The following is a 26,240-nucleotide window of genomic DNA, read 5'->3' as shown; positions in this document are numbered from 1 at the left end:
CATGGATGCACTTGAGTACTTCGAGGTTGAATGTGCTGAAGAGGTGGGACGGCAGACCTATCACGAGATAGCCGACAATATCCTGAAAGATCTCGACCTGAGCCACTCAATCGGAAGGCTCCATATTTATATTGATCCCGAGACACCGCTCTTTCTTGCCGTCGGCCTCATCAAACAGATCCCTGGCAGAGTCAGGATCGGCGATTTCTCGAGTGCCATCGCAAAGGAGGACGGCATCGTCCTCGATATCGGGGAAGAAACCTATCTCTCCCAGATGCTCACTGTACTCTGGGACATGTTTGGCAGGGACCAGATCGATCAGCCGGACAGGTTTACGGTCTTCATCCGTGTCCCGGGGCTGAATCCTCGTGAGATAGAGAAGATCGAGGTCATGGACCCGTCTGCAGGCTTGTTCCGGGATATCATATATGCCCTTCAGTGGATCGCTCCTGAGGGATTCAAGGTGAGGCGGGAGTCAATAGGCAAAGGCCGATTTTTCTACCTTGCATCGGAAAATACCCTTGATGAAGATCTTGTCGAGACTCTTGTTGCAGAGAAATTCAGGCTTATGGAGGAAGCGGAATGACAACACTTGTTCCCATCACCTATAAGGGCGGTGTATACCGCCATGATATCGTCATCGACCTGATCGACGACCTTGGCGGGTACATCGTACAAAAACACATGATTGCACAGGATGTCGTCCTTCAGTCGCTCGTTCCCAAAGATGATATTGAGCTGATACGAAAGATCAGCAGACCTCTCGGGGGGGAGGTCTTCGAATCCCCGCTGGTGGGGACGGAGATTGCCGTCGTCTCCCCGAGTCTTGAGATCCATCATCTCCCCCACTCCTCCTGTGATGTTGCAGAATATCTCCGCCAGGCAGGGGCAAAGACGAATATGGTCGGCCTCGCCCGCGGATACGGAAAGAGGATTGCCAATCTCAACATCGAGGAACGCGACATCATCAACGAACATGACTGTGCCGTCATTCTTCTCGGTAATTTCGAATCGTGCATCGAATACAAGATGCCGGCCCTGAGACGGGGGATAAAAGTGCCGATTATTCTGACCGGGCGTCCGGACACCGAGGCACTCAGGAGAATTATCGACCCGCCGGTTGATGGATATGTCGGGGGGATTGGAAGAATCGGCCATCGTATGCGCCAGCAGGAGGGAGAGATTGACCGGCTTGATGCCCTCGTGGATGAAATATCACAGGTCCTTAACATCCGTCGCGAAGAGGTGGCGAAGGACCCGCTCTCGGTAAGTCCTGCCCGTCTGATGACGGTCATCGATGATGCAATGGAGATCACCGCAGGTTCGACGCATCCGACGCCCATCACGGTACAGATTGCCGGGTTGCGGGTGAAAGTGCCCTACGAACCCTATGCGGCTCTGATGAAGGAGATTGAGATTGAAAACGGTGTGCGGATCGGGGATGTCGCCGAACTCCTTCCGTCCCGTATGCGCAACTATATCCTCATACGCATCCGTCCATTCTCTGAAACGAAGATTATGGTGTGAAGAATAAGCAGGTATTTTACGGAGTACATAAAACCTTTTTTTGCGACTGGATTGGTGCATATTGAAGTACGAAGAAACTTTACAGGAAATAATCGACCGGGGAACCGCCGGTGCATCTGCAGAGTGGCTTAATGTCATCAAGGAAGAATACGGCGCCGTCCCCCTGATTTATAAGAAGATGGCAAAAAAACCGGAGGTTCTTCTCTCACATCTCCTTTTCAAGGAGGCAATTGCAAAAACCTCCAGTATCGAACCGAAGATGGTCGAATTGATCTCTCTTGCTGTCGGTGCCGCCCTCAATTGCCGCCACTGCGTAGAATATCATATGAACGGTGCCATAAAAAAGGGGGCAACGAAGGAAGAGATCCTCGAGGTAGTACTCCTCGCAGGCTCCCTTGCGCAGGCGGCAGTACTTGCTGATGCCTATAGGGTAATCGATGCAGGAAACGGCAACAGTAACGGAAATGGAGATGGAAAAGAACAGGAAGAAAGCTGTGCAGGGTCGTGCGACCTGAATGGCGTCAGCCTGAAAAAATCAGAATAATCTATTTTCCCTTTAATGTGCGCAGGATACCGGTCACGGAGACTGCAAGGGCAATTCCGGCAATGGTCCAGCACGAGGGCGCAGGAGATGACGGTGGCACGGAGGGGGCTGTCCGGGATACTGGTATGGATTCCGTTCCAACAGGTGTCGCTGTCGGCGTCTTTTCCGGCGAGAGCGTTACATCCAAAACAGCCATAGTGCCCGTCCGGATGACGACCTCCGCTTCAAAGACTGCATATCCGGCTTTGGAAACAGTCACATCTATGTTGCCGCCAGGTAGATACTCGATCACAAGGGGGGTCGTTCCGTACGGCATTGTGTTTACTGTTACCATCGCACCGGAAGGATCACTGGTCACGTGGATCGATCCGGTGGGGTCCGTAGCGATAACTGCTGTAAGGTCCGGTTTGGTGAGAGTGACGCTTATAGTGGCAAAACTCGCTCCGGAGCTGATGAGATCATACCGGCCGAGCGGAACCGGTGCCGCCCAGACAAGATAGGTCCCCGCGTCCAGCATACCTCCTGCGTATCGGGTGTCCCAGGAGTATTCCCAGCGTCCTCCGTCCACGACCGTTCGGGTAAAGGTTGCAGGGTCACCTGATACCACTGACGATGGTATGCTGTCCATCCGTACCCCTCCGGGGGGGAGGTTCGGTCCTGTGAGAAAGAGGTACATCTCATCATATCCTCCTGCGCTACCGGAAAGAACGACCGTTTCACCAATCGTGGCAGAAACAATCGAAGATGCAGGCACTGTCATGCAGATGGCGGCGATGAACACAGCAAGGAGCCAATTGTTTCCGATTCCCATCATGGAATCATCCCAAGGTAATGCTGATTGGGTGTATTACGACAAGAGCGTTTGTGTAGCCATGATGTGGTGTGCTGTTCACCAAAAATCACGGGACACCCACACCAGGTCCGGGAGCACTGGTTTTTTTGGTATTCATGAAGATTGAGCCATGCCCCGGAATGATGAAATCTGCAGCAGAACAGAGAAGACGCTCGCTTTCAAGTGTCTGCTCGTGCGAATAAAAATCACTGTTGTAGTCCCATACCCGTCCAAGTGCATAGTACGTGGCATCGATGACTGCATCGCCGGCTATGGCAATTGTCGAGGGACCTATGCCTGAGATGCTGCCGCCCCTCTGTGTCCTTTCATGAAAACGAAGGGGCCCGGTTGTCACGAGCAGGGATGCGTGATCAATAGTATGGCCGGGCGTATATACAACCTGCACCCCGTCGGCAATCATCTCTCCATCCCTTACACCAGTATAGTCAGGGGCATGTCGCTCAACTGCCGTGCGGGAGAGGAGAAATTCACTTTCCGGGAAGAGGGAAAGATTCAGGAAATGATCGGCATGCCAGTGGGTAATAAAGACGGCATCGATATCCTCCGGGCGAAGACCCGCATTGTGGAGCGACTGAAGGAGACGCCGCTCGTTGGCCGAGCGATTCTCCACAGAACGGTTTGTCTCAAAATCAAAACCGGTATCAACCAGGATTCTTCTGTCGGACTGAAGATAGGTAACTGTCGAACCGCCGCCGACACCGCACAACTTCTTCAGGGCGATAGCGGGAGAGTATGCCTTCTCAAAGGCTTCGACAAGAATGCTCCCCTTTTGAACGATTTTCATCTCCGTGACCGGCATTTTGCCATTCCTCATGTGAAATTGATTCCGACGACAATTCAAATCTGTGCTTCTCCCCGATTCGGGGAGGGGGGCATGTTCGTGATTCCGCCGGGAGCTGGTTTCTTACAATCGGGCCCATGGAGGGATTGCGCCTCAGGCAGTTCACCGGATTGTCAGAAGCCGTTTCCATCACCAACCCCCCGACTCCTCGACATTACACAATATTTAACACATTTCAACAGGATACCGGGATGCATATGTGTGCCAAAAAGGTTCTTGTCACCTACGCCACCAAATACGGGACAACAGAGGAAATTGCCGGACAGATTGCTCAGATTCTCGTCGATTCCGGGCTGGATATCGATCTCATCCCGGTCATGGAAGTAGGTAAAGTGGATGACTACGATGCCATCATCATCGGAAGCCCGGTCTATATGGGAAAAATTCTGGTGGAAGCACGCGAATTTTGTAAACAGTACAAACCCTATCTCGAGGGCAAATGGATTGCCTTTTTTGTCGACGGGGTTTCCCTCTGCAAAAAAGACGAAAAGAGCCTGAAATCCATGTTTTCCGCAATCGATGACATGCTCCTCTATATTCTGATCGAAGAGAAGGCTGCCTTCGGTGGAAAACTTAATTTCGGGGTTCTCAGTGAATCGGACATGCAGATAGCTACCATGGCCGGCGCACCGGAGGGGGATTTTTCCACCCCGGAAGAGGTCCGTGCATGGGCAACGGATATCGCACAGAAAATTACAGAGTTATGACAGATTCAACAACAGGCTCAAAATAATACACATTTTCCAAATTTTTTTTAACTTAATAAAAGCATTCATTAGATTACACTGCAAAAATTCTCCTACCTGCATTTCCCTCCAGGGAGTATATCCTGCAGGGTGAGCATTCCATGGATTACGAGGACATATGATAGAGAAAATTCTGGTGGCGTATGCAACAAAATTCGGTGCGACGGGCGAAATAGCCGAAACCATTGCAGCAACATTACGGGAAAACGGGAAAGACGCAGAAGCAAAACCCATCCATGATATCTACGACATCACTCCCTATACGACAATCATTCTCGGCAGTCCCATTTATTATCATAAGGCCCTCCCCGAAATCACCGCGTTTGTACGGGATCACCAGAATATGCTCCGTGAGATCCCGGTTCTCGGGTTTCTAAGCGGGTATACCCTCATTGATATCTCTCCCGAACGCAAGAAAGCCGCATCAAATGCTTTCGATGATGTCCGGGTTTACACTGATATCCGGGAAACCGGGTATTTTGCGGGAAAAGTCTTGGATGACGGGTTCAGCCTTCGGGAAAAAGCAGCCATGAAAATGGAGGGAATAAAGCCCGGCGATTTCCGCAATATGGAAACCATCCGTTCATGGACACGGGGCCTGATTGATCTCCGTCTTCTTCATATGTAGACAATGTACTTTCAAAGGGGATGCGGGGTTTGGGAGAATTCCGCGCCTATAGATCTCAATAATTCATTGTTCCCAATATATATCAAATCGTAAATAGTATATCCTCCTTTTTCTGAATCAGAATACTGGACAGAAAGGAGGTGAAACCGCAAAGAACTGGACAGCATTTGAAATCCATGATACCACCCATAAGCCCGCAAACAACAGTGACGTCTGTATTGCAGGATGTTCTGTGCCATCAGAACGATCTCATTCTCACCATAGGATAACCCGGACACATTTTTTTCATTCAATTCATAGATTTTTCCCCGCCTTGATCAACGGAGAGCGCATTTATACGGCGTACCGGAGTCCTATACCTAAAATAATGGAAAATTGGAACATACAGCGCTATCGCCCGAAAATTCAATTGTGAATTAAAGGATGCATACCAACATGCTCAGAAAATACGCACTCGTTTTTCCTTCCCAAACAAATCGGTTCACCAAAAGAAGGGAATCATATGGGTTGCAGAATGGATACACCCTTCCGCCGCCCAACTGTTCATCCCACCTAAAAGAAGTCAGCCAGTGTCCTGTGCGACGGGTCCATTTCCGACCATTTCCACCCCACGGCTTCGATGATGCGGCTTATCGGCTGCTCCAACGCACGCTCCAGCATCCGGTCAATATCCACTTCGAATTCAGGAGGGACCTGGTCGGCATATTCGAAGCAGATGACATCCGTCTTCGGGTACTTCGCCTTCACATTCCGGATATACACCCGCTTAGGCTTGCTTCCTGACTTGAAATCCGTTCCAAGATTGTCATTCGAATAGATCGCTCCCCTCACCTGCGCATCCTTTGTCTTATAGCTCTCCAGGGACTTGCTGATTCCCCCGGGAATCCCAATATCATCGAGTGAATATCTCCCTGCCCGAAAGTCGGTGATGATGCCGCCGAGGTACTGTTTCACCTCGGTTTTGCCGGCGCCCATCAGGATCAGCTCCATCACATGTTTCTGGACTTCCTTGGTGATGTGGGGAGAGTCACTCCGCTTCATCTCAAACCCGACGATATCGATCTGATCCACATCCTTGCCTTCTTTCCATACCAGATGTCCGGCATACCGTTTCTTCTTGCCGGCCTGGAAAAAGCGGCGGTACACCTTCTCAAACTTGATTGAAAAGTAGTGATTCTCGGCACCCAGTGTCTCACGGGCAAAGACCGAATAGCTCTCATTGACCCGTGCCTCAATCGCCCGCGCCCCCGCAATCGTCTCATCAAGGGGCGATTCCGGCAGCTGCACCATGCAGGAGTCCGTGTCCCCGTAGATGACCGAGTAGCCCATCGCGGTGATGATGTCACGCGTGTGTGCAATGATGGCACGACCGACGGAAGTGACCGCAGAACCAATTTCCCGGTCATAGAGGCGGAAACGTGCATACCCCGAAACACCATAGTAGGTGTTCATGATGACCTTGAGGACATTCTGCTGGATATCATAGAGCTGGTATTCCGGCGACCCGTACGCATAGCGGTCGCGCAGGGCCTTCTTCTCATCACGCTCGTTCAGGAGATCAGCGATGATGCTCCGGGTAAGTCCGTCGGGTTTCTTCCTGAACCGGATACCATTCGGCGCACGGAGCTCCCCCGTAGGGTCCTTCGTCTCCATGGAGGCATTGATGGTCATCATGCACATGGGATAAAGGGACTTGAGATCCAGCACCACCACATTTTCTCTCACGCCGAGGGACGGTTCGAAGACAGTCGCTCCCTCGAACTCATCTCCCTCGGCAAACCCCTTCGAGGGGAGGACGTACCGCCCAAAGGCCTTCCTGAGCACGAATATGTCAATCACGTTGGACGAGTTGAGGGTCCGGTCAAGGGGGCACCCGACATATCTTGCGATCTCCCGGTAAAACCCGATGATATTGTTCTTGGTATCGATACCAACGCAGAGCTCGACATCCTTGACATTGTATTCCACCAGAAGGCCGGGATCAGTTCTCCACAGGTGGCTGAGGGTCCCCGTATACCTCACCTTCCCCTCCCCCAGTTCATCCTCGGCGATTGCATCGAGGCGATAGGATTCCTTTCTTGCCCCCTGCATCTTCTTATAGCCGGTAAGGAGATCAAAGAGTGCACGGCCGCGAAGGGCGTTTCTCGCACCCGCTCCGGGAATTCTTGAGAGGGCGTCAGGGGCAAGACCGAGGACCTCCATGCGCCGGATGGTATAGGGGATATCAAAGTCCACAAAATTCCACCCGGAGAGGATGTCGGGGTCGCGGTCGGCGATGTATTCCGAAAGGGCCTCAAGAAGTGAGGATTCTCCGGAACAGATCTTCACTTCATGGTTCTCACGGACCGGTCGGGGGTCCGGACCCTTCATTCCCTGCGGCGGGTGGGCATAGAAGGTCACATAGACATCATCAAAGGAGTCCCAGCAGGTAATGCAGATAATCCTGTCGCGGTCAGCGTCAGGAAATCCCCGTTCGTCCTCGCACTCGATATCCATCATGCAGACACGTGCCGGGGCATTTACCTCTGCAGGGATGATCCCGCTGAAGTCCGTATCACATCCGTGGGTTTCAATTCCGCCTGTTATGCCCATATCAATGAGATATCTCGTCGCAAACGGGATGTCCGCCTCAAAATGCGGAGCATAATAGTCCCGGACCTCGCGGACGTCACCCGGCGTGAAGGTGTAGATCCTGCGCAGGAGCTCCCCGCGAATGGACCTGAATGAGGCATCGCGGTCCACTTCGGTCTTCGGGTGCGGCGGAAGACCATCCGCCCGTTCCGCCGTTGCATAGAAGTAGGGACGAAAACCGGTCACCTGAACATGGGCTGCAGTCCCTGCGGCATCCCGACCGAAGATATGGATGACCGGGCCTTCGGGGCTGTTCGAATACTCCACCTGATTGATCGCAAGGCGGAGACGGTCGTCCTCAGCCGTCTGATCGCCGGCACAGAACACTTGAAGACTCTGCTGCGTCACGGAAACGGTCCTCCTCCCATTCATCGAGCGTCCATTCAAATATCTCATCCCAGCCATTGCGGCCGACACGTGCCGGCACCCCGAGCGAGCAGTCACTTACGCCATATTCACCATCAAGGATACAGGAGACCGGCAGTACCTCTCTCTCATCACGGGCGATGCATTTCAGGAGTGCGGAGATATGCCAGGCAGGTCCAAAGACCGTACCGCCCTTCCCTTTGATGATTGGCATGCTCGACCCCCGCATCCGGGCCAGTATTTCATTACGCTCTTCAGCAGGCACCTCACGGTCCAGCCGGGAAAACAGCGGGACCTGATGCTCCCCGTGTTCCCCAAGGACCCATGCAGGCCCGCCGATCCCGCGTTCCTTCAGGAACATCCCAAACCGCGCCGAGTCCAGCTGTCCGCCGAATCCTATGCACCGCTCCCGGGGAAGACCCGTCTTCTTCCAGAAGTAGTAATTATTTGCGTCCATGGGGTTTGTGATCGTCACAAGGACCCCCGAAAATCCCTCCAGCAGGCGGCAGCATTGATCGGCGACCGGAAGATTCACCCCAAGAAGGTCGGCCCGTGTCTTCACACCCGGATTTCGCGGCGAACCGGCGGCGAAGACGGCAATATCAGCCCCACTGATGGCCGCTGGATCGGTTGATAGATGGACATCCAGCCCTGTATGTGATAGCTCCAGAATCTGTGCCTCCAACAGAGGACGATTTATGTCATAAAGGGTGATCTCATCGGCAAGGCCGAGGACCGTCGCGAGATATGCAACCTCTCCGCCGATCCGGCCCGCCCCCATCACCGCAAGGCTGGTCATGGATCAAGTATGGGTATGCTAATAATAAATAACTACAATTTTTTACCAGATGGTCGTCTTATGTCCCGGACCGGTAGATGTTGCCGGCGTCCGGCTGAACAATCACCTTATCCTGGCCGCAGGGGTGTTGGGTACAACCGGGGCATCACTTGCCCGTATGCTCTCGCTCGGTGCAGGAGGAGTTGTTACCAAGTCGATTGGCCCTGAACCAAAAACCGGTCATGCGGGACCCTGTGTCGCCGTACTCGACGGAGGAGTCCTGAACGCCATGGGGCTACCCAACCCTTCAAAGGACTTTGTCGGTGAACTCGACCAGCTCATCGGCAAGCCCGTCATCGCCAGCATCTTCGGAGGAACACCGGAGGAATTTGCAGAAGTGGCAACATGGTTTGCCGGCAGGGTCCAGGCGCTCGAACTCAATCTCTCCTGCCCGCACGCAGAGGGGTATGGTGCTGCAATAGGGTCGGACCCTGAGATGGTCCGGGAATGCACCCGTGCTGCGAAGCGCACCGGCCTTCCGGTATGGGTCAAACTCACCCCGAATGTCTGCTCGATTGCGGATTTCGGAATTGCGGCAGAGGAAGGAGGTGCCGATGCCGTCGTCGCCATCAATACCGTCAAGGCTATGCGCATTTCCACCGGGATGCGCCGCCCGCTCCTCGGCAACGGAATGGGCGGCCTCTCGGGCCCGGCGATATTCCCCATCGCGGTTCGCTGTGTCTGGGAGCTGTATGAGGCATGTGATATCCCGATTATCGGGTGCGGCGGCGTTGCGACGGCAGATAATGTCGCAGAGCTGATGATGGCCGGAGCGTCCGCCGTTGAAATCGGCAGCGCTATTGTCGAATCTGAAAATGTCTTTACCGCCATAGCAGAGGAGCTGTATCGTGTCGACGGGGGCGAAGACCCCTGCGCCATTGTGGGGTGCGCCCATGATTGAAGAGATTCCATCCGAACCGGTCGTCATCACCCATATCATCCATGAGACGCCGTCCATAAGGACCTTTGAGTTCTCCCGCCGCTTCGATGCGGGGGCAGGGCAGTTCTGCATGGTCTGGATTCCCGGAGTCGATGAAGTACCGATGGCCCTCTCCGCACGAAACGCTATCACGGTCCAGAAGGTTGGCGAGGCGACGGAAGCCCTCTTCTCGCGCAGCGAGGGGGATCTCATTGGCATCAAGGGACCACTCGGCAACGGCTTTTCCCCGACCGGACGGGTCCTTGCCGTTGCAGGCGGTGTCGGAGCCGCACCGCTCCGGCCGCTGGTGACCGACGGCCTGGCAGACACCTTCATCCTCGGCGCCCGGACGGCAGAGGAACTCCTCTATGCGGGTGAACTGGATGGGGAGGTTGACCTGAGAATCGCAACCGACGATGGAACCCGTGGACACCACGGGTTTGTCACGGCACTCCTGGAAGAGGCGGACCCGGCATCCTATGATACCATCTGCGTCTGCGGACCCGAGATGATGATGAAGGCGGTGCTTGGCATCCTCGACGCTCACGGGATCGCCGGGCGGGGACAGTTCTCCCTGCACAGGTACATGAAATGCGGGGTTGGAATCTGCGGATCCTGCTGCTGTGACCCGTCCGGCCTCAGGGTATGCCGCGACGGCCCGGTCTTTACCGGTGATGCCCTCCTCCAGAGCACTGAGTTTGGCAGCTACAGCAGGGATGCCTCCGGAAGAAAGGTTCTGTTTTAAAAATTCTCTTCTTTTCGGACGCGCCCACCGTTATTTTTCCCGCCTCTTCCCGATCAATCCATGGCATCGGTTGTCAGAGAAACGAGAGCACGCCCCACACTCCCGACAATCAGGAAATGCCTTCGTTCCTATCGGAACGATGAAAAATGATGCCATCCATGTCGCCTGGCGGACACAGCGAAATGCGAATCGTATCGGATGAAAATAGTGCCCGCGCATCATCGTCGGACGATGGTACATGCACCCTTATTTGTGATACTGGGCGCCCTTTGCAATCATGCATGCGCGGTAGAGCTGTTCGGCAATGATGAGGCGGACCATCTGGTGGGGGTAGGTCATCGGGCCGAGGGATAGCCGAAGATCGGCACGCCGCCTCACATCATCCGAGACACCGAGACTCCCCCCGATGACATAGGCAAACCTGGAGGTCCCGGCAAGGGTGAGCTCCTCAATTTTCCCTGCGAATACCTCGGATGTCATGGCTGTCCCGGCAAGGTCCAGAAGAATGCAGTATTCCCCGGGGTGAATGGTTTTCATAATCCGGGACCCTTCCACATCGAGGACCTTCGCCTTCTCTGCCGCGGATGCTCCCGCAGGAGTAGGTTCATCCGCAAGTTCGACGATGGTGACCTTCGCCGTCCCGGTCAGCCGTTTTATGTACTCCTCTACACCCTGCCGGAAAAAGGGCTCCTTCGCCCGGCCGACGGCGATGATCCTCACCTGCATCATACGGTGGCATCATCCTCCAGGCAGGCCTGAATCTCCTCCAGATCCTCCAGCCGGTTGATATTGGTAAAGGTTCGAAGCTCCGGATCGACATCCCTGAAGGTGTCCACATCGACATATCGGACATTGAGATGATGAGTCAGACTGCGAAGGGAATGCGACGTTGACGCTTCATATGCCGAGAGGAGGGCCCGGGGCCGGTAGACCGCATGAAGAGGTTCAAGCATGGTTGTACCCCCCCAGCAGGGGATGACCGCATCGTACCCGTCTACCAGCCTGAAGAGACGGTCGACGACCTCAGCTTTGACGCAGGGCATATCGCATGCCACACCAAAAACCAGATCGCCCCGTGCCTCCAAGGCACCTGCCTGCAGTCCCCCTGCGGGTCCGACTCCCTGGTGACGGTCGGGAACGATGCGCACATGCGTCATCTCCGCTACACGGGCGCACTGTGCGGTATCACGGGCAACGATAAGGATCTCATCGACCACCTCATCCAGCGTGATGATGAGGCGCGATAGGAAGGTCTCCCCCTCATAGATGAACCTGAACTTCTCCCGGCCTCCAGCGCGCCGCCCCTGCCCTCCAACAAGAATTATCGCCGACCGCATCACGTATTCCCCCTTCATCACATCATTTCTTCATCGAAGATTCACGGAAATGGATCAGGTCGCAGATCAGATTGTTCACCGTTGTATCAATGCCGTATCGTTCACCAATCCTCACGATGGCGCCGTTGATAAAATCGATCTCGGTGATCCTGCCTGCAGTGATATCCTGGAGCATCGACGAGCGATGCTGTGCGGTTGCAGGAATCTGTATGTTTGCGAGGTACTCAAGGTATTCTTCCGGTGATGCCCATTCCAACATGACACCATCTGCGGATGCGGCGGCAAACCCTTCCGTCACAACCTGCTCGATGATATGCCATGCATGCGGCTCTTTCAGGGCACCATAGGGAACGTTCATGATGGCACCAAGGGGATTAAGGGCTGCATTGTAGAGAGTCTTGCCCCACAACGCAGTCCGGATCGACGGATGACTCTCTGCGCCGATGCCGACCTCCTCAAAGAGGGATACCAGACGACATACCGGTTCATCCTCCCCGTCCGGGAACCGCCCAAAATTTGCATTCCCTCCGATGACCGACACATGCACATCGGCATCACCCCTCCATTCAAACCCGGTGATGATCATCCCGCCGATGACATTCGGCGTATATTCATGGATGATCTCCTCGTTCCCTATGCCATTCTGGATAGAGACAACCTCCGCATCGCCGAACCGGCCCCCGAATTCCTCGCAGATGGAGCGGGTGGCCAGAGACTTGGAAGTGATTAGGATATAATCATAGTCATCTGCCGGAAGATCCGTCCCGCAGGGGAAGGTATACAGCTCATCGCCCCAGAGGCCGGTGAGACGCAGGGCCCCCCGCTCTATAGCCGCAATATGTCGCGGCCGGGCCACCGCATATACATCACAGGCGGTGGAAAGCCGTGCGGCTATCGAGAGACCAACTGCACCAGCGCCAAGAACTGCAATCCTCATACGAAACCTCAATGAAACATATACGCCTTCCTGCCTTAAATATGCGACAGAATATTCTTTTCAAGCTTCAAAAGGTCCATTTTGAGAGAGATGTCGGGGGTGAACCCACCGATGCCCCCTGCGGCAACCACCCTGTGACATGGAACGATGAGCGGGGTAGGGTTTCGCCGCATTGCCACCCCCACAACGCGGGGGCTGGTTCCGGCCCGGGTACCCACTTCGGCATAGGTACGGGTTTCCCCGCAGGGAATCTGGCGGACAGCCTGATACACCGCGGCATACGGGGCACCCTGTGCCGTGGCCACACTGGAGAGTTCTCCGAGGCGGCAGGCTCTGCCGTTCAGATACGAACGCAGTTGGGAGGGGACGGGGCCGTCGACTCCTTCGCGTGCAAACCTGACCGAGTAGACAGTCCCCTTCGACCAGGTGACATGCACCCACCAGAGCCCAAACCTGCAGGCACCCTCGATCACCGCCATTTCTGTACCTCGGAACGGAATTCAGCGAAGGTGCAGACCTCCATTTCATCCGTCATCCACTCCGGAAGACCGGGACGCACCCCCTTTTCGAGGAACCGCGACTCTCCGATGATGAGCACCCCCCTGTCTTCCGGGGTTCTGAGGACACGGCCAAGGGCCTGAAGCACCCGGTTGACCGCCGGCAGGGTATAACTGATAAACTCCCCTTCCGGACCGAACTTGTTTTTGAAGTACTGGATGACCATCTTCCGAACATCATTGAAGGGGGCAAGAGGGAGACCGAAGACGAATGCCCCTGAGAGCTGGTCCCCGCGGTAGTCGAGCCCTTCCGACCATTTCCCCCCGCAGACTCCGAAGAGGATCCCTTCCCTGCCCGTGGAGGGGAGGGCAACAAACCGCTTCAGCGCCGCATCGGCATCGCCTGCCGATGGCGGCTCGATAAAGACTTCCTTGCCGTTCAGGCGCGAGGGGAGGTTCTCGGTGAACCGGTGCATCAGATCATACGAGGGGAAATAGACCGCAAGATTGCCGGGAAGACGGGCATATGCACGGATATAGCCGTCCACCAGTTCAGTGTGGTCGCGGTCACGCCGCATGCTGTAGGCGGACGTGATATCCCCCGCACAGAAGAGCCGCCTGTTCTCGGGCGGAAACGAATTCGGGAGCGAGAGCGTAGTGACGGGGAGATCCTCGAAATAGAGGCGGCGATAACTCTCCAGCGGGGAGAGTGTGCCGCTGATGAACACCGCACACGCATGGAATGAAGCGATATCCTTCAGGGTGGACGAGGGATCGATGCTTCGCACCTGCAGGGACACCTCGCCGTCGCGCTTGCGGTACACCGTCAGGAACGCAGGGTCGTCCTTGGCACGCATGATCCGGTAAAAAAACTCCGTCAGCCGCTCGATGGCACTCTCCTTGAAGTCTCCCGCCTGGATCTGTGCCTCGCGGTGCACCTCGTCGACCCGCAGGAGGTCGTCGACAATCTCGTCCACCGTGGAATACAGCGTTCCGTTGAGAACAAAGCGCTCGAAGTTCTTGGGGTCGAACCAGTCCTCCTCCTTGAACGAACGGGAGAGGGAATCCATAAAATTCATCACCCTCGGGGAGAGGTTGATCAGCGCATCGACACCGGGCGTCCTTCCCCGCATGCGCCCGAGCTCGTTCATCGCCTGATCCATCGTCGCACGGGCGATGGTGACACTCTGGATGGCCTCGACGGTATCCCCGCAGTTATGGGCCTCATCAACGAGAAGAAAAGTCTGTTCCGGCTCGATACCCAGTGACTGATACAGCTGGTCGCGGATGTCCCCATTGAAGATATGATGAAAATTGAGCAGGAGCACATCGGCATCACGGGCTGCCTGCATCATCACCTCGTACGGGCAGAGCCCTCCGCAGAATTCATGCAATTTATCGGGAGGAATTCTCTGCTTGGACACCTGCTCCGCACGGGTCCGAAGCGAAGCCGACGGGACCATGCGCAGTCCTTCCCCTGAATCAACAAAGACCCTGCTTTTGATGAAATACGGGCATATGAGAGGGTGTTCGGGATCCTGCCTCCGAAGCTGCTCCTCGATAACCCGGTCCTTTGCAGGGATGAGGGATCCCGCTTTTGCCCGGTCACGAAGCAGAGCCGTTGAAAACGACTTGAGTCCCTCACAGACCCGATAGGTATCCCCCTCCCCCGTGGCAGGGCACATCTGGCGTTTGCCGATCAGATAGGCATAGCGCAGGCCGGGCTGTTTTTTACGGATGAGTTCGAGTTCCCTGATAAATGTGGTCAGCTGGGATTTGGTCCTGACCGCGACCACAATTTTTCTCCCGTTCGCCTCGGAGAGAAGCGAGGCGATGACGCTCGATTTACCGCTTCCCGTCGGGGCGTCTATCATGGCTATGCCGCCGTTACGTGCAACACCGGCTACGGTCGCAAGCATCTCCTGCTGGTGCGGCCGGAAGGCAGGGTAGGGGAAGAAATCATCAAGGGTGCCCATTGCTCTTCAGATATTTGGGTTCCTGTAACATGTACTATTGGTATTGGATAGCTGCCCCTGCCGCGCGGAAAGAACATATGTCCATGGTTCCACACTAATATTGGAGTGTTCATTCGATGAAAGAAGTGAAACTGTCACGGAAGAACCGAATGATTTCGGGTGTATGCGGTGGCATTGGTGAAGCCTATGATATCGACCCGAACCTTGTGCGTCTCGCATGGATTGCATTCACCCTTCTGACCTATGTCATTCTCGGCGTCGCCCTCTATATCATTGCTGCCGTCATCATCCCCGAACAGGATAAGGATGATGACGTCATCGAGGCGGAGTACCAGGTCAAAGACTAACTACCTTCGCCAAACCAATTTTACCTCCACAGCCCCAATACTGGGGTACTATGGCAATTCACCCCATTGACTTCCGGTACGGGACACCGGAGATGCGGGCTGTCTGGGACGAAGAGAACCGGTTCAGGTCCATTATCAGTGCGGAGGTCGCCTTGGCGGTCGCCGAGGGACGGACCGGGATTATTCCTGAATCAGACGCGGCAGCAATAGAAACCCGGGCCCATGATGCATCTCTCGAACGCGCGAAGGCAATCGAGGAGGAGATCAACCACGACATGATGGCAGTCGTCCGGGCAATGACCGAAGTCTGCGGCGATGCCGGGCGCTGGGTCCACTACGGTGCGACGTCAAACGATATTCTCGACACGGCAACCGGCCTCCAGCTCAAGGAGAGCCTCGCCATCTTCGAGAAGAAGATCAAAATCCTCCTCGGGGTACTCCTTGATCGCAGCGTCGAAACGAAATACGTGGTCTGCGCCGGACGAACCCATGGACAGATCGGGGTGCCGACAACCTACGGCCTCCGGTTTGCCATCTGGGCATCCGAGGTCGCCCGCCACCTCGAACGGCTGGAACAGATGCGTCCCCGCGTCGCCGTCGGACAGATGACCGGCGCCGTCGGGACGCAGGCCTCCCTCGGCGACAAGGGAGACGTGGTGATGGCTGAGATGATGCGGTATCTTGAGCTGACCCCCGTGGATGTCTCCAACCAGATCATCCAGCGCGACAGGTTTGCCGAGTATGTCATGTTCCTCGCGAATCTCGCGACCACGCTCGACAAGATCGGCGTTGAGATACGCATGATGCAGCGCTCGGAGATCGGCGAAATGGAGGAGGCGTTCGGCTCAAAACAGGTGGGCTCATCGACAATGCCCCACAAAAGAAACCCCATCAAGTCGGAACAGGTCTGCGGACTTGCCCGTATCGTCCGGGCGATGGTCGAACCGGCCCTCCAGAACAACACCCTATGGGACGAACGGGATCTGACCAACTCCTCATGCGAGCGGGTAACCTTCCCGGAGGCCTCCATCCTCTGCGACCACATCCTCACCGTGATGACGAAGGTGCTGACCGGCCTGAATATCCGCGAGGAGAATATCCGCCGGAACCTGAACCTCCTTCACGGCGTCAACATGGCAGAGTCGGTCATGATCGAGCTGACCAGACGAGGCATGGACCGTCAGGATGCCCATGAACGGGTCCGGGTCGCCTCCATGACCGCCCTCGAAGACAAGCGTCCGGTTGCTGAGGTATTCACCGAAGATGAGGCGGTAGCCGCTCTTCTCACGACCGATGAGATCACCGCCCTCCTCAACCCGGACAACTATATCGGGACGGCAGTGGTGCAGGTCGAACGGCTGGAGCTAAAACTTCGTCCCCTCACCGCCGAATAATTCCCGGGAAAGGTATACTCCACACTCTTTTTCTGTATCCGGCTGCAACCCATATAGGACAGGGATATCCCTGTACGGATTGCTGAATACCAATGACGGATGATTTTTCGCTGACCGGCTGGATCGAACGAAACGGCAGGGTCATGACACGGGCCGATATTGCAGACGCTCTGAGTGAAGGGTATGGCTGGCTCAGGGAATGCGGCGGAGAGTTCTATCTTTCATGGGACGACGGCTGCGCCCGCGACTGGATGGGCATCATCCAGGGCGGGTGCGGCCCGGGTGAGATCGTCGTCGACGGAACGGTGATCGGCACGGTACATCCCGACCCGCCGGCACTGCCCCTCGCGGATGCCATCGAAACGGCTGTCCGTCTGCGAAACACCGAAGGGGTGGTTGCCTTCTCCGGCGGGGTGGACTCCGCACTCATCGCCGCTATTGCAGACCTCCCCTGCGTGACGGTCGGTCTCGAAGGATCGCATGACCTTCTGCACGCCGCACGTGTCGCCGAGGAGATCGGCATTGATCACACCAGCGTCATCGTATCCCCGGACGAGGTCGAACCGGCACTGAAGGCGGTCGCGGAGATCATCCCGAGAATGTCGCCCGTCGATGCCTCCATCGCGGCCACCCTCTTCTTCGTGGCACGATGGGCAGGGGAGAACGGCCATCGCCGCATCCTCGCGGGGCAGGGTGCCGATGAACTCTTCGGAGGCTATGCACGATATCTCGAGACAGACGATATCGAGGCCCTCTTCCGGCAGGACTTTGAAGGGCTTCGTATTCAGGGGGCACGGGACCAGGCAGTCGCCGGTCTCTTCGGGTGCACCCTTTCCTGCCCCTATCTCGATGTTCGGGTTGTGCGCGCTGCCCATGCCATTCCTGCCGCAGAACGGGTCTTCGGCGGGGTGAGAAAACGCCCGCTGCGTCTGGTCGCACGGCACTATCTGCCCGCAGAGATTGCCTGTCACGAAAAAAAGGCAATGCAGTACGGCAGTGGCATATGGAAAGTCATCCGTCGATGTGCACGTAACAATGGTTATAAAAATTCCGTGCAAGGGTACATAAACCAATTAACCAGGGCCTGAGAACATGGTAAACGAGAGCGACGTTGAAGGAATTGCAAAACTTGCAGATATATCCATATCAAAGGAGGAACTGGGGGCATTTACCTCACAGTTCAATGATATTCTTGAATATTTTGATATCCTGGATCAGGTACCTCCCGGCGAGGAGGGGATACCGGACCTCGAGAATGTGCTCCGCGAGGACGTTGTGACGCCGTCGCTTTCACAGGAAGAGGCTACGGCCAATGCAGGGGAAACCGAGGACGGATTCATCAGGGCTCCGAAGGTGATGTGAGTGGAAGGTGGATATATTTTTGATGAAAAAGACCGGCACAACGCCTTCATCTCGACCCTTGATCTGGCCCTCTTCGAGACGACCGGCGGCCCGCTGGAAGGAAGAGCCGTGGCGGTCAAGGACAACATATCGACCGCCGGGATGCCGACGACGTGTGCATCCCGCATCCTGGAAGGGTATGTTCCCCCCTATGATGCTCATGTGATAACCCTCCTCCGGGAGGCCGGGGCGGCGATCGTCGGGAAGACAAACATGGACGAGTTCGGTATGGGAACGACGACGGAGAACAGTGCGTTCGGGCCGACCACCAACCCGGTCGACCCGACTCGCGTGCCCGGCGGATCGTCCGGCGGCAGTGCGGCAGCGGTCGCATCCGGCATGGTTGATATGGCGCTCGGGAGCGATACCGGCGGGTCCATCCGCTGTCCGGCGGCGTTCTGCGGCGTGGTCGGTCTCAAGCCGACCTTCGGGCGTGTTTCCCGGTACGGCCTCATCGCCTACTCCAACTCGCTGGAACAGATCGGCCCTCTCGGAAAGACGGTAATGGATGTAAACACGCTCATGTCGGTGATCGCCGGCCCCGATGCCCGCGACTCGACCACCTATGACCGGCCGTATTCTCACACCCCGGACCCCGACATGAAGGGTCTGCGCATTGCCGTACCGAAGGAGTACTTCGGCGAGGGCGTCGATCCGGCCGTTGCGGCACGGGTGCAGGACGCCATCGCCACCCTCGAAGGTCTCGGCGCAGAGACCGTCGACTGCTCCATTCCCTCCATGGAATATGCCCTTGCGGCGTACTATGTCACCTGTACGAGCGAGGCCTCCTCGAACCTCGCCCGCTTCGACGGTGTGCGGTACGGCCCGAAGGTGGAGACGATCCGCTCATGGCACGACGAATACCGGACCCATCGCGGCGACCTCTTCGGCAGGGAAGTGCAGCGGAGGATTCTCCTCGGGACCTTTGCACTCTCCGCCGGATATTATGGCAAATACTATGCCAAGGCACAGGTGGCGCGGGAGAATGTCCGCAAAGACTTCGTGCGGGTCCTCAGGGATGCGGATGTCATTGCAGGCCCCACCATGCCCTCCATTGCCTTCCGTCTCGGAGAAAAGTCCGATCCGCTCTCGATGTACCTCGCCGACATCCTGACGGTCCCAGCAAACCTCGCCGGTGTCCCGGCGATCTCCGTCCCCTGCGGAACCGTGGACAAATTGCCCGTCGGGCTCCAGATCATCGGCCCGCACTTCGGGGATGAACGGATCGTGGATGTTGCCTTCGCCTTTGAACAGGAGGTGGCCTGAGATGGAACCGGACCAGCAGGTCATCATAGGCCTTGAGATTCACTGCCAGCTCAATACAAAGACGAAGCTCTTCTGCGGGTGTTCGACGGACTTCCAGGGCGCGCCTCCCAACACGCACTGCTGCCCCATCTGTCTCGGGCTTCCCGGAGCGATGCCGCGGCTGAACAAACAGGCGGTCCTCTACGCCCTCAAAGTGGCAAAGGCGCTTAACCTCGAGGTACCGGAGTATTCCGAATTCTCCCGGAAGAACTACTTCTACCCCGACCTCCCCAAGGCATACCAGATCTCCCAGTACGACAAGCCCATCGCCGAGAATGGGCATCTGGAGATCGAGGACGACGAGGGACATACAAAGATCGTCCGGATCACCCGCATTCACCTCGAAGAGGATCCCGGACGGCTGGTGCACAAGACCGGACGCGACCGGGCGGGATACTCTCTCGTGGACTATAACCGAAGCTGCATCCCGCTCATCGAGATCGTGACCGAACCGGATCTAAGGTCTCCGAAAGAGGCCCGGCGGTTCCTGAACAAACTCCGCTCAACGCTCGAGTACCTCGAAGTCTTCGACGGGGAGCGGGAGGGCTCCATCCGGGTCGATGCCAACATCTCCATTAAGGGCCACAACCGGGTGGAGTGCAAGAACATCTCGTCCTACAAGGGCGTGGAAAAGGCGCTCACCTTCGAGATCACCCGACAGAGAAACCTGATCCGCCGTGGTCAGTACATCACCCGGGAGACCCGTCACTTCCAGGAAGGGCGGGGGATTACCACCTCCTCCCGAAGCAAGGAGGAAGAGAACGACTACCGCTACTTCCCCGAACCTGATCTTCGACCCCTGCGGGTGAGGAGTTGGCTTGATGAAGTCGAACTGCCCGAACTTCCCGACGCCCGGCGCGACCGGTTCATGCGGGACTACGGCATCTCGGTCAACCATGCACGCACCCTGACCGGGGACCTGAAGGTTGCAAACTTCTACGAAGAGATTGCAGTCGTCGACCCGAAACTTGCCGCCACATGGGTCGCCGACATACTCCTCGGCGAACTCAACTACCGGTCCATGAAGATAGATGATGTCCCCGCGATCAATATCGGGGACCTGATCGCCCTCGTCCGTGACGATGAGATCACCGACAAGTCGGGGGTCGAGGTCCTGCGGACAATGCTCGATCACTGCCTCAATGAAGAGGACTGCCCGATGCCCGCCGACATCGTCGATGAAAAGGGCCTTGCGAAGGTGAAGGACGGCGAGTTTGACGCGATCATCGCATCGGTGGTGGAGGCAAATCCCCAGGCAGTCAGCGATTATCTTGCCGGGAAGAAGGGTGCGCTCAACTTCCTGGTCGGGCAGGTAATGAAGGAAACACGGGGCAGGGCGGACCCGAAGGTCCTCAATACCCAGATGAGTGCGTACCTCGACGGTCTGGAGGGGTAACTGCGCATGCATCTGATCATTGCAGAGAAGAACATCGCAGCACAGAGAATCGCAACCATCCTTGCTGGAAAAGAGAAGGTCAAAACCGGAAAAGAGAACGGGGTTAATACCTACCGCTTTGACGATGCCGTCGCGCTGGGACTGAGGGGTCATGTCGTCGAGATCGACTTTGAACCGGGCTACAGCAACTGGCGAAGCGAGGTCAACACCCCACGCACCCTTATCGATGCCGGGACGGTGAAAAAACCGACCGAGAAGAAGATTGTCGGACTCATAAAAAAGCTCGCCCGTCATGCGGAAAAGGTCACCATAGCCACGGATTTTGACCGTGAAGGAGAGCTCATCGGAAAGGAGGCCTATGAACTTGTTGTCAGCGCAAATCCAAAGGTCCCGGTCCAGCGGGCCCGGTTCTCCGCCATTACGCCGCATGAAATCAACCAGGCATTCGAAAGCCCTGCAGAGATTGACTTCGATCTTGCGGCGGCAGGCGAGACCCGGCAGCTGATCGACCTGATATGGGGTGCATCCCTGACCCGCTTCATCTCCATCGCCGCCAAACGGGGCGGTGCGAACATCCTCTCGGTGGGCCGCGTCCAGAGCCCGGTCCTCGCCATGATCGTGGACCGCGAGAAGGAGATCGAAGCCTTCGTCCCGGAACCCTACTGGATGCTCTCGCTCGAGACCGGGAAGGCGACCTACGCCTTCGAGGCCAGGCACACCCACGACAAGTTCTGGGACCAGGATGAGGCACAAGCAGCAGAGGTACGGACAACAGAGCCCCTGACGGTTATGAGCGTCAAGGAGGGCACCCGGACGGATCGTGCCCCCGCACCATTTGATACTACCTCGTTTATCGTCGCGGCCTCGCGGATGCGCATCTCAGCGGCGAATGCGATGCGCATCGCAGAAGACCTCTATATGAACGGGTACATCTCGTATCCGAGGACAGACAATACGGTCTACCCTGCATCCCTGGATCTCGATGGAGTCCTCAAAGAACTGAAAAAGACCACATTTTCCCGCGATGTGGAGTGGACCCTGGCACACAGGCGACCGCAGCCGACGCGGGGGAAGAAGTCCTCCACCGACCACCCGCCGATTCACCCGACTGGTGCGGCAAGGGAGAGCGCCCTTACCCCCGACCAGTGGAAGGTCTATGAACTGATCGTCCGCCGGTTCCTTGCAACACTCTCGCCGGATGCACGATGGACAACGCTCAAGTATCTCTTCGATGCAGGCGGCGAGGAATACACTGCCACCGGATCAAGGCTCGCTGAGGAAGGATACCGGCATGTCTACACCTACAGCGAGGCGAAGGAAACAGTGCTCCCCCGCCTTGAAGAGGGTGAGCGCCTTCCCATCCTCGGAGTGCTGAACGAACAGAAGGAGACTACTCCACCTCCGCGCTATTCGCAGGCAAAGCTCATCCAGACGATGGAGGAGCTGGGCCTCGGGACGAAGTCAACCCGTCATGAGGTGATTGGCAAGCTCATCGGCCGCCGGTATATCGAAGGAGCCCCCCTCCGCCCAACCCTCGTCGGGCGCGGTGTCACCGACGCACTCGAACACTATGCCTCAATGATCACCAAACCAGAGATGACGAGCACCCTTGAAAACCACATGGAGGATATCAAGGGGGCAAAGCGGGCATCGGGCGATGTCATCACCGAATCGAAAGAGATGCTGCACCTGGTCTTCGACCGCCTCGAGGCCCATGAATGCGACATCGGCAGCGAGATCATGGAACGCACCGATGAGGAGAAGATCATCGGCCCCTGTCCGGTCTGCGGCAGGGATCTGATGATCCGGCAGACGAAGGGCATGTCCCAGTTCATCGGGTGCACCGGCTATCCCGACTGTACCTTCAACATCGGCCTTCCCTCGGCAAACTGGGGCACCGCCATCCGGGAGAATGATGTCTGCCCGGTTCACGGCCTGCGGCATATCCGGCTGATTCGCAAAGGGGCGCGGCCGTGGGAGATCGGCTGTCCGCTCTGTAACCATATCGATTCGAACCGTGAAGGGCTGAAGATGATGCCATCGGTCGATGATGGGATGATCGAACGCCTGCATGCGGCACATATCTACAGCGTGTACGATGTCGCAAACTGCCCCGCCGGAGAGGTCGCGGACGCACTCGGCACCGACGCCGCCATGACGTCGAAACTCCAGGCGGAGGCCGAGGATGTCCTTGAGGTGATGCGGCGCCGCACCGAGATGAAAAAATTCGTTCGCAAACACGTTGTTCCCCGCCGGGGCAGGAGTCCTGCCAAGGTCACATCCGCCCTTATCGATGCAGGAATCAATGACATCGGCACCCTCGCGGCGATGGATACGGCCTCCCTTACAAAGATGCACCTCTCGGAAGCCGAGGCGGAGAGCCTCCTCTCAGAGGTCCGTGGTGAGCACAATACGAGGCTTCTGAGGGAGTACGGCGTCCCTGCAGTCAGTCTCAAGAAGTACATGGCAGCAGGGATCACCACCCCGGCCGATTTCTGTGCCCTTCACCCGGCCTACCTCTCCGCAGCTTCAGGTATCAAGGTGGAGACGGCCAGAAAACATGCCGCCGCAGTCTGCGAGGGGATGGGGGTCGCCACACCGGAAAAAGTGACGCAGAAGATGGTCGATGCCGGAAGAAAGGAGCTTCTTGCCATTCCCGGCCTTGGGGAGGCGGCGCTCCTTCACCTCTCCATGGCGGGCATCTACGATGCAGAGGGTCTTGCGGCCGCCGACCCGGAGAAGACAGCACAGATGACCGGCATACCGGCAGAGAAGATACGTGCCTTTCAGGAGGCGCTCTGAGAGGAAAGATTGCTATGAAGATTGACTGGACGAAATGGAGACATATCACCAAACTCGACCCGGACAAGGTCGTAAGCTCTGCCGATGCGGAGGAGATCGCAACGAGCGGGACCGATGCCCTGATGCTCTCGGGGACGCTGAATGTCACAAAGGAAAACCTTGGAGAACTTATCGACCAGGTCCGCGAATACGGCCTTCCGATGGTGGTGGAACCGGCGGGCCCCGAAGCCGTCATCATGGACGGAATCGACGGCCTCTTTGTACCATCGGTCCTGAACACCCCGGAGATGGTCTGGATGGTCGGCAAACACCAGTACTGGGTCAGGCACAACACCGTCGACTGGAACATGGTTGTGCCCGAGGCATATATCGTGCTCAATCCGGCCTCCTCAGTCGGCAAAGTTACCCGGGCCATATGCGACCTCCCCGCCGAGGACGTGGCGGCATATGCGGAGGTCGCTGACCGTTACTTCCGCTTCCCTGTCACGTACATCGAGTACTCGGGCACCTACGGCAACCCGGCGATCGTGAGCGCCGTCTCGGACGTCGTCACAGAAGGCCGTCTCTTCTACGGCGGGGGCATCAATAGCGCCGAAAAGGCGGCGGAGATGGGCCAGTACGCCGACACCATCGTCGTCGGAAACGCAGTCTACGACGAAGGCGTCGATGCGCTGAAGGCGACCGTGAAGGCAGTCAAATAATCGAAAACCGGATCTCATTTTTTATGGCCGAGATTGAAATTGTCCTTGTCGAACCCCTCTATGAGGGGAATATCGGATTTGCCGCCCGGGTGATGAAAAATTTTGGGTTTACGCTTCTTACGATGATCAACCCTCCGGCATGGGGCGATGAAGCCATTGCCCGGTCCTCGCACGCCCGCGATGTCCTCGAAGGTGCCCGGATTGTATCATCCCTCGACGAGGTGATCGCAGAGTCGAACCTCCTCGTCGCAACCACCGGCGAACTCTCCAAGACGATATCACATGCCATGCGGATGCCATACTATACCCCGGCCGAACTCCGGGAGATGGTCCTGCCGGTGGATGGGCGCGTCTCCATCCTCTTCGGCAGGGAAAACTGGGGTCTCGGCAATGACGAGGTGCGCCGGTGTGACGTCGTCTGTACCATCCCCACCTCACCGGAATATCCCATCCTCAACATCTCCCACGCGGTAGGGGTGGTCTGCTACGAGCTTGCCCACCTCCCGCGCGGCGACTATCTGCTCGCCTCGCGCCAGGAGATGGATTCCCTCTACGACCACATCGACAGGTTCCTCGACCTCGTGGATCACTTCGAATACAAACGGGCGAACACGATGACGATGATGCGCCGCATCTTCGGCCGTACGATGCTGACGCCCCGCGAGGTGACGACGATGCACGGGCTCCTCAGACGCGCTGAATGGATGATCGAACCATGGAAACACGGGGAATCTGAGGGGCGGGAGGACAGCGGCGACGACTGCCCCTCCGGTGATGGAGAGGAATAGGGCGCTCCTGCTCCACCTTGCCGGGCATCATTTGCGTCAGCAAAGAGAATTCCTTTTTACCAGTGCGGACAACCTAAACCTGAATGATTCTCGTTGACTGGCAGATCCAGAACCGCATCGAACGGGGCCATATCAAAATCGACCCATACGATGGAAAATTCGTCCAGCCCAATTCTCTTGACATACGTCTGGGAGACCACTTTGTCTGGTATGAGGACTCGGATGACGTTATCGACCCCTATGACCAGGAGACAATTACGGCGGGCGTCCACGAGACGCATGCGGAATACATCGATGTCCCCCCGGGCATGTTTCTCCTCGCCGAGACCCTCGAGTGTATCGGGCTTCCCGACGATGTCGTGGCGACGATCGAGGGCAAGTCCTCGATCGCCCGTCTCGGCATCGCCCTCCACCAGACCGGTGGTTGGATCGATGCGGGATTCTGCGGGACGATCACCCTGGAGATCTCCAATGCGAACCAGCGGCCGGTGCGGCTCTATGCGGGCATGCCCATCGGGCAGCTGGTCTTCTACACGACCGAGCGTGCCGAAAAGCCCTACGGCTCAAAGGGAGACGCCAAATACCTCAACCAGCGGCAGGCGACCCTGTCCCGGTATCACCGCAACGTACGCCAGTAACCAGTCGGCCACGACGGGAATCCAAACCATACCCTAATTACGAACCACCACCAATTTTATAGGCGTTTATAAGGAGCACCACC

The 26,240-nt window shown here is 56.8% G+C and carries 26 protein-coding genes; 17 read left to right on the top strand and 9 right to left on the bottom strand.

What is annotated here, in order from left to right:
* Position 1 precedes the first annotated feature (1 nt).
* From AZH53_RS01345 to AZH53_RS01335, 3 genes are all read left to right on the top strand, one after another.
* Positions 2-586, top strand: a complete 585-nt coding sequence (locus tag AZH53_RS01345; protein WP_319641764.1) for a methanogenesis marker 17 protein — start codon at positions 2-4, stop codon at positions 584-586.
* A complete protein-coding gene (locus tag AZH53_RS01340; protein ID WP_319641763.1) occupies positions 583-1,527 on the top strand; it encodes a methanogenesis marker 7 protein in 945 nt (314 codons plus the stop codon). Before AZH53_RS01345 ends, AZH53_RS01340 begins: the two co-directional genes overlap by 4 nt.
* 61 nt (positions 1,528-1,588) lie before the next feature.
* Positions 1,589-2,071: a carboxymuconolactone decarboxylase family protein gene (locus AZH53_RS01335; RefSeq protein ID WP_319641762.1), complete on the top strand. Its 483-nt coding sequence runs from the start codon at positions 1,589-1,591 to the stop codon at positions 2,069-2,071.
* A 1-nt stretch (position 2,072) separates the two neighbouring features.
* Here the strand turns inward: AZH53_RS01335 and AZH53_RS01330 are convergent, their stop codons facing one another.
* Together AZH53_RS01330 and AZH53_RS01325 are read right to left on the bottom strand one after the other, a co-directional pair.
* Positions 2,073-2,885: a PEGA domain-containing protein gene (locus AZH53_RS01330; RefSeq protein WP_319641761.1), complete on the bottom strand. Its 813-nt coding sequence runs from the start codon at positions 2,883-2,885 to the stop codon at positions 2,073-2,075.
* A gap of 85 nt (positions 2,886-2,970) precedes the next feature.
* Complete coding sequence (locus tag AZH53_RS01325) at positions 2,971-3,708, bottom strand: MBL fold metallo-hydrolase (RefSeq protein WP_319641760.1); 738 nt, start codon at positions 3,706-3,708, stop codon at positions 2,971-2,973.
* Positions 3,709-3,962: 254 nt separating this feature from the next.
* Between AZH53_RS01325 and AZH53_RS01320 the strand changes: the two genes are divergently transcribed.
* The gene (locus AZH53_RS01320; RefSeq protein WP_319641759.1) at positions 3,963-4,472 is read left to right on the top strand and encodes a flavodoxin domain-containing protein; all 510 of its coding nucleotides are present in this window, start codon (positions 3,963-3,965) and stop codon (positions 4,470-4,472) included.
* A gap of 157 nt (positions 4,473-4,629) precedes the next feature.
* The gene (locus tag AZH53_RS01315) at positions 4,630-5,139 is read left to right on the top strand and encodes a flavodoxin domain-containing protein (protein ID WP_319641758.1); all 510 of its coding nucleotides are present in this window, start codon (positions 4,630-4,632) and stop codon (positions 5,137-5,139) included.
* A 552-nt stretch (positions 5,140-5,691) separates the two neighbouring features.
* On the opposite strand, the gene AZH53_RS01310 is transcribed toward AZH53_RS01315, so the two are convergent.
* Positions 5,692-8,118 carry a DNA-directed DNA polymerase gene (locus tag AZH53_RS01310; RefSeq protein WP_319641757.1) on the bottom strand — a complete coding sequence of 809 codons (2,427 nt, stop codon included), beginning with the start codon at positions 8,116-8,118 and terminating at the stop codon, positions 5,692-5,694.
* The gene (locus AZH53_RS01305) at positions 8,069-8,935 is read right to left on the bottom strand and encodes a malate dehydrogenase (RefSeq protein WP_319641756.1); all 867 of its coding nucleotides are present in this window, start codon (positions 8,933-8,935) and stop codon (positions 8,069-8,071) included. Before AZH53_RS01305 ends, AZH53_RS01310 begins: the two co-directional genes overlap by 50 nt.
* A 49-nt stretch (positions 8,936-8,984) precedes the next feature.
* On the opposite strand from AZH53_RS01305, the gene AZH53_RS01300 reads away from it, so the two are divergent.
* Together AZH53_RS01300 and AZH53_RS01295 are read left to right on the top strand one after the other, a co-directional pair.
* On the top strand, positions 8,985-9,875 hold the full coding sequence (locus AZH53_RS01300) for a dihydroorotate dehydrogenase (RefSeq protein WP_319641755.1): 891 nt from the start codon (positions 8,985-8,987) through the stop codon (positions 9,873-9,875).
* Complete coding sequence (locus AZH53_RS01295) at positions 9,868-10,638, top strand: dihydroorotate dehydrogenase electron transfer subunit (protein WP_319641754.1); 771 nt, start codon at positions 9,868-9,870, stop codon at positions 10,636-10,638. Before AZH53_RS01300 ends, AZH53_RS01295 begins: the two co-directional genes overlap by 8 nt.
* A gap of 246 nt (positions 10,639-10,884) precedes the next feature.
* Here AZH53_RS01295 and rlmH read toward each other — a convergent pair whose 3' ends face one another.
* Genes rlmH through AZH53_RS01270 form a run of 5 tightly spaced genes read right to left on the bottom strand, consistent with a single transcriptional unit; the run spans position 10,885 to position 15,385 of the window.
* On the bottom strand, positions 10,885-11,367 hold the full coding sequence (gene rlmH, locus AZH53_RS01290; protein ID WP_319641753.1) for a 23S rRNA (pseudouridine(1915)-N(3))-methyltransferase RlmH: 483 nt from the start codon (positions 11,365-11,367) through the stop codon (positions 10,885-10,887).
* Positions 11,364-11,993 carry a molybdenum cofactor guanylyltransferase gene (mobA, locus tag AZH53_RS01285; RefSeq protein WP_319641752.1) on the bottom strand — a complete coding sequence of 210 codons (630 nt, stop codon included), beginning with the start codon at positions 11,991-11,993 and terminating at the stop codon, positions 11,364-11,366. The genes rlmH and mobA overlap by 4 nt, the downstream gene beginning before the upstream one ends.
* Before the next feature lie 4 nt (positions 11,994-11,997).
* Positions 11,998-12,912: a ketopantoate reductase family protein gene (locus AZH53_RS01280; protein WP_319641751.1), complete on the bottom strand. Its 915-nt coding sequence runs from the start codon at positions 12,910-12,912 to the stop codon at positions 11,998-12,000.
* 35 nt (positions 12,913-12,947) lie between these two features.
* On the bottom strand, positions 12,948-13,391 hold the full coding sequence (locus AZH53_RS01275; RefSeq protein WP_319641750.1) for a methylated-DNA--[protein]-cysteine S-methyltransferase: 444 nt from the start codon (positions 13,389-13,391) through the stop codon (positions 12,948-12,950).
* Positions 13,382-15,385, bottom strand: a complete 2,004-nt coding sequence (locus tag AZH53_RS01270; RefSeq protein WP_319641749.1) for an ATP-dependent DNA helicase — start codon at positions 15,383-15,385, stop codon at positions 13,382-13,384. Before AZH53_RS01270 ends, AZH53_RS01275 begins: the two co-directional genes overlap by 10 nt.
* A gap of 116 nt (positions 15,386-15,501) precedes the next feature.
* Between AZH53_RS01270 and AZH53_RS01265 the strand changes: the two genes are divergently transcribed.
* The 10 genes from AZH53_RS01265 to dcd all read left to right on the top strand — a co-directional run bounded on the left by AZH53_RS01265 (position 15,502) and on the right by dcd (position 26,157).
* Positions 15,502-15,732, top strand: a complete 231-nt coding sequence (locus tag AZH53_RS01265; RefSeq protein WP_319641748.1) for a PspC domain-containing protein — start codon at positions 15,502-15,504, stop codon at positions 15,730-15,732.
* Positions 15,733-15,782: 50 nt separating this feature from the next.
* Complete coding sequence (gene purB / locus AZH53_RS01260; RefSeq protein WP_319641747.1) at positions 15,783-17,126, top strand: adenylosuccinate lyase; 1,344 nt, start codon at positions 15,783-15,785, stop codon at positions 17,124-17,126.
* Between the two features lie 92 nt (positions 17,127-17,218).
* The gene (locus AZH53_RS01255; protein WP_319641746.1) at positions 17,219-18,214 is read left to right on the top strand and encodes an asparagine synthase C-terminal domain-containing protein; all 996 of its coding nucleotides are present in this window, start codon (positions 17,219-17,221) and stop codon (positions 18,212-18,214) included.
* 4 nt (positions 18,215-18,218) lie between these two features.
* The gene (gene gatC, locus AZH53_RS01250) at positions 18,219-18,488 is read left to right on the top strand and encodes an Asp-tRNA(Asn)/Glu-tRNA(Gln) amidotransferase subunit GatC (RefSeq protein ID WP_319641745.1); all 270 of its coding nucleotides are present in this window, start codon (positions 18,219-18,221) and stop codon (positions 18,486-18,488) included.
* Positions 18,489-19,793, top strand: coding sequence for an Asp-tRNA(Asn)/Glu-tRNA(Gln) amidotransferase subunit GatA (gatA, locus tag AZH53_RS01245; protein ID WP_319641744.1), 1,305 nt, complete (start codon positions 18,489-18,491; stop codon positions 19,791-19,793).
* Between the two features lies 1 nt (position 19,794).
* The gene (gene gatB, locus AZH53_RS01240) at positions 19,795-21,228 is read left to right on the top strand and encodes an Asp-tRNA(Asn)/Glu-tRNA(Gln) amidotransferase subunit GatB (protein WP_319641743.1); all 1,434 of its coding nucleotides are present in this window, start codon (positions 19,795-19,797) and stop codon (positions 21,226-21,228) included.
* Positions 21,229-21,234: 6 nt separating this feature from the next.
* Entirely contained in the window at positions 21,235-24,030 is a 2,796-nt protein-coding gene (locus AZH53_RS01235; RefSeq protein ID WP_319641742.1) for a DNA topoisomerase I, read from the top strand.
* A gap of 14 nt (positions 24,031-24,044) precedes the next feature.
* Positions 24,045-24,731 carry a phosphoglycerol geranylgeranyltransferase gene (locus AZH53_RS01230; RefSeq protein WP_319641741.1) on the top strand — a complete coding sequence of 229 codons (687 nt, stop codon included), beginning with the start codon at positions 24,045-24,047 and terminating at the stop codon, positions 24,729-24,731.
* Between the two features lie 23 nt (positions 24,732-24,754).
* Complete coding sequence (locus tag AZH53_RS01225; RefSeq protein WP_319641740.1) at positions 24,755-25,519, top strand: RNA methyltransferase; 765 nt, start codon at positions 24,755-24,757, stop codon at positions 25,517-25,519.
* A gap of 83 nt (positions 25,520-25,602) precedes the next feature.
* Complete coding sequence (dcd, locus tag AZH53_RS01220) at positions 25,603-26,157, top strand: dCTP deaminase (RefSeq protein ID WP_319641739.1); 555 nt, start codon at positions 25,603-25,605, stop codon at positions 26,155-26,157.
* Positions 26,158-26,240: the final 83 nt, after the last annotated feature.

It is taken from the genome of Methanovulcanius yangii, assembly GCF_018687785.1.
Taxonomy (GTDB): Archaea; Halobacteriota; Methanomicrobia; order Methanomicrobiales; family Methanomicrobiaceae; genus Methanovulcanius; species Methanovulcanius yangii.
Note: the sequence above shows the minus strand (reverse complement) of the source record. Positions and strands in the feature narration are given on the sequence as shown.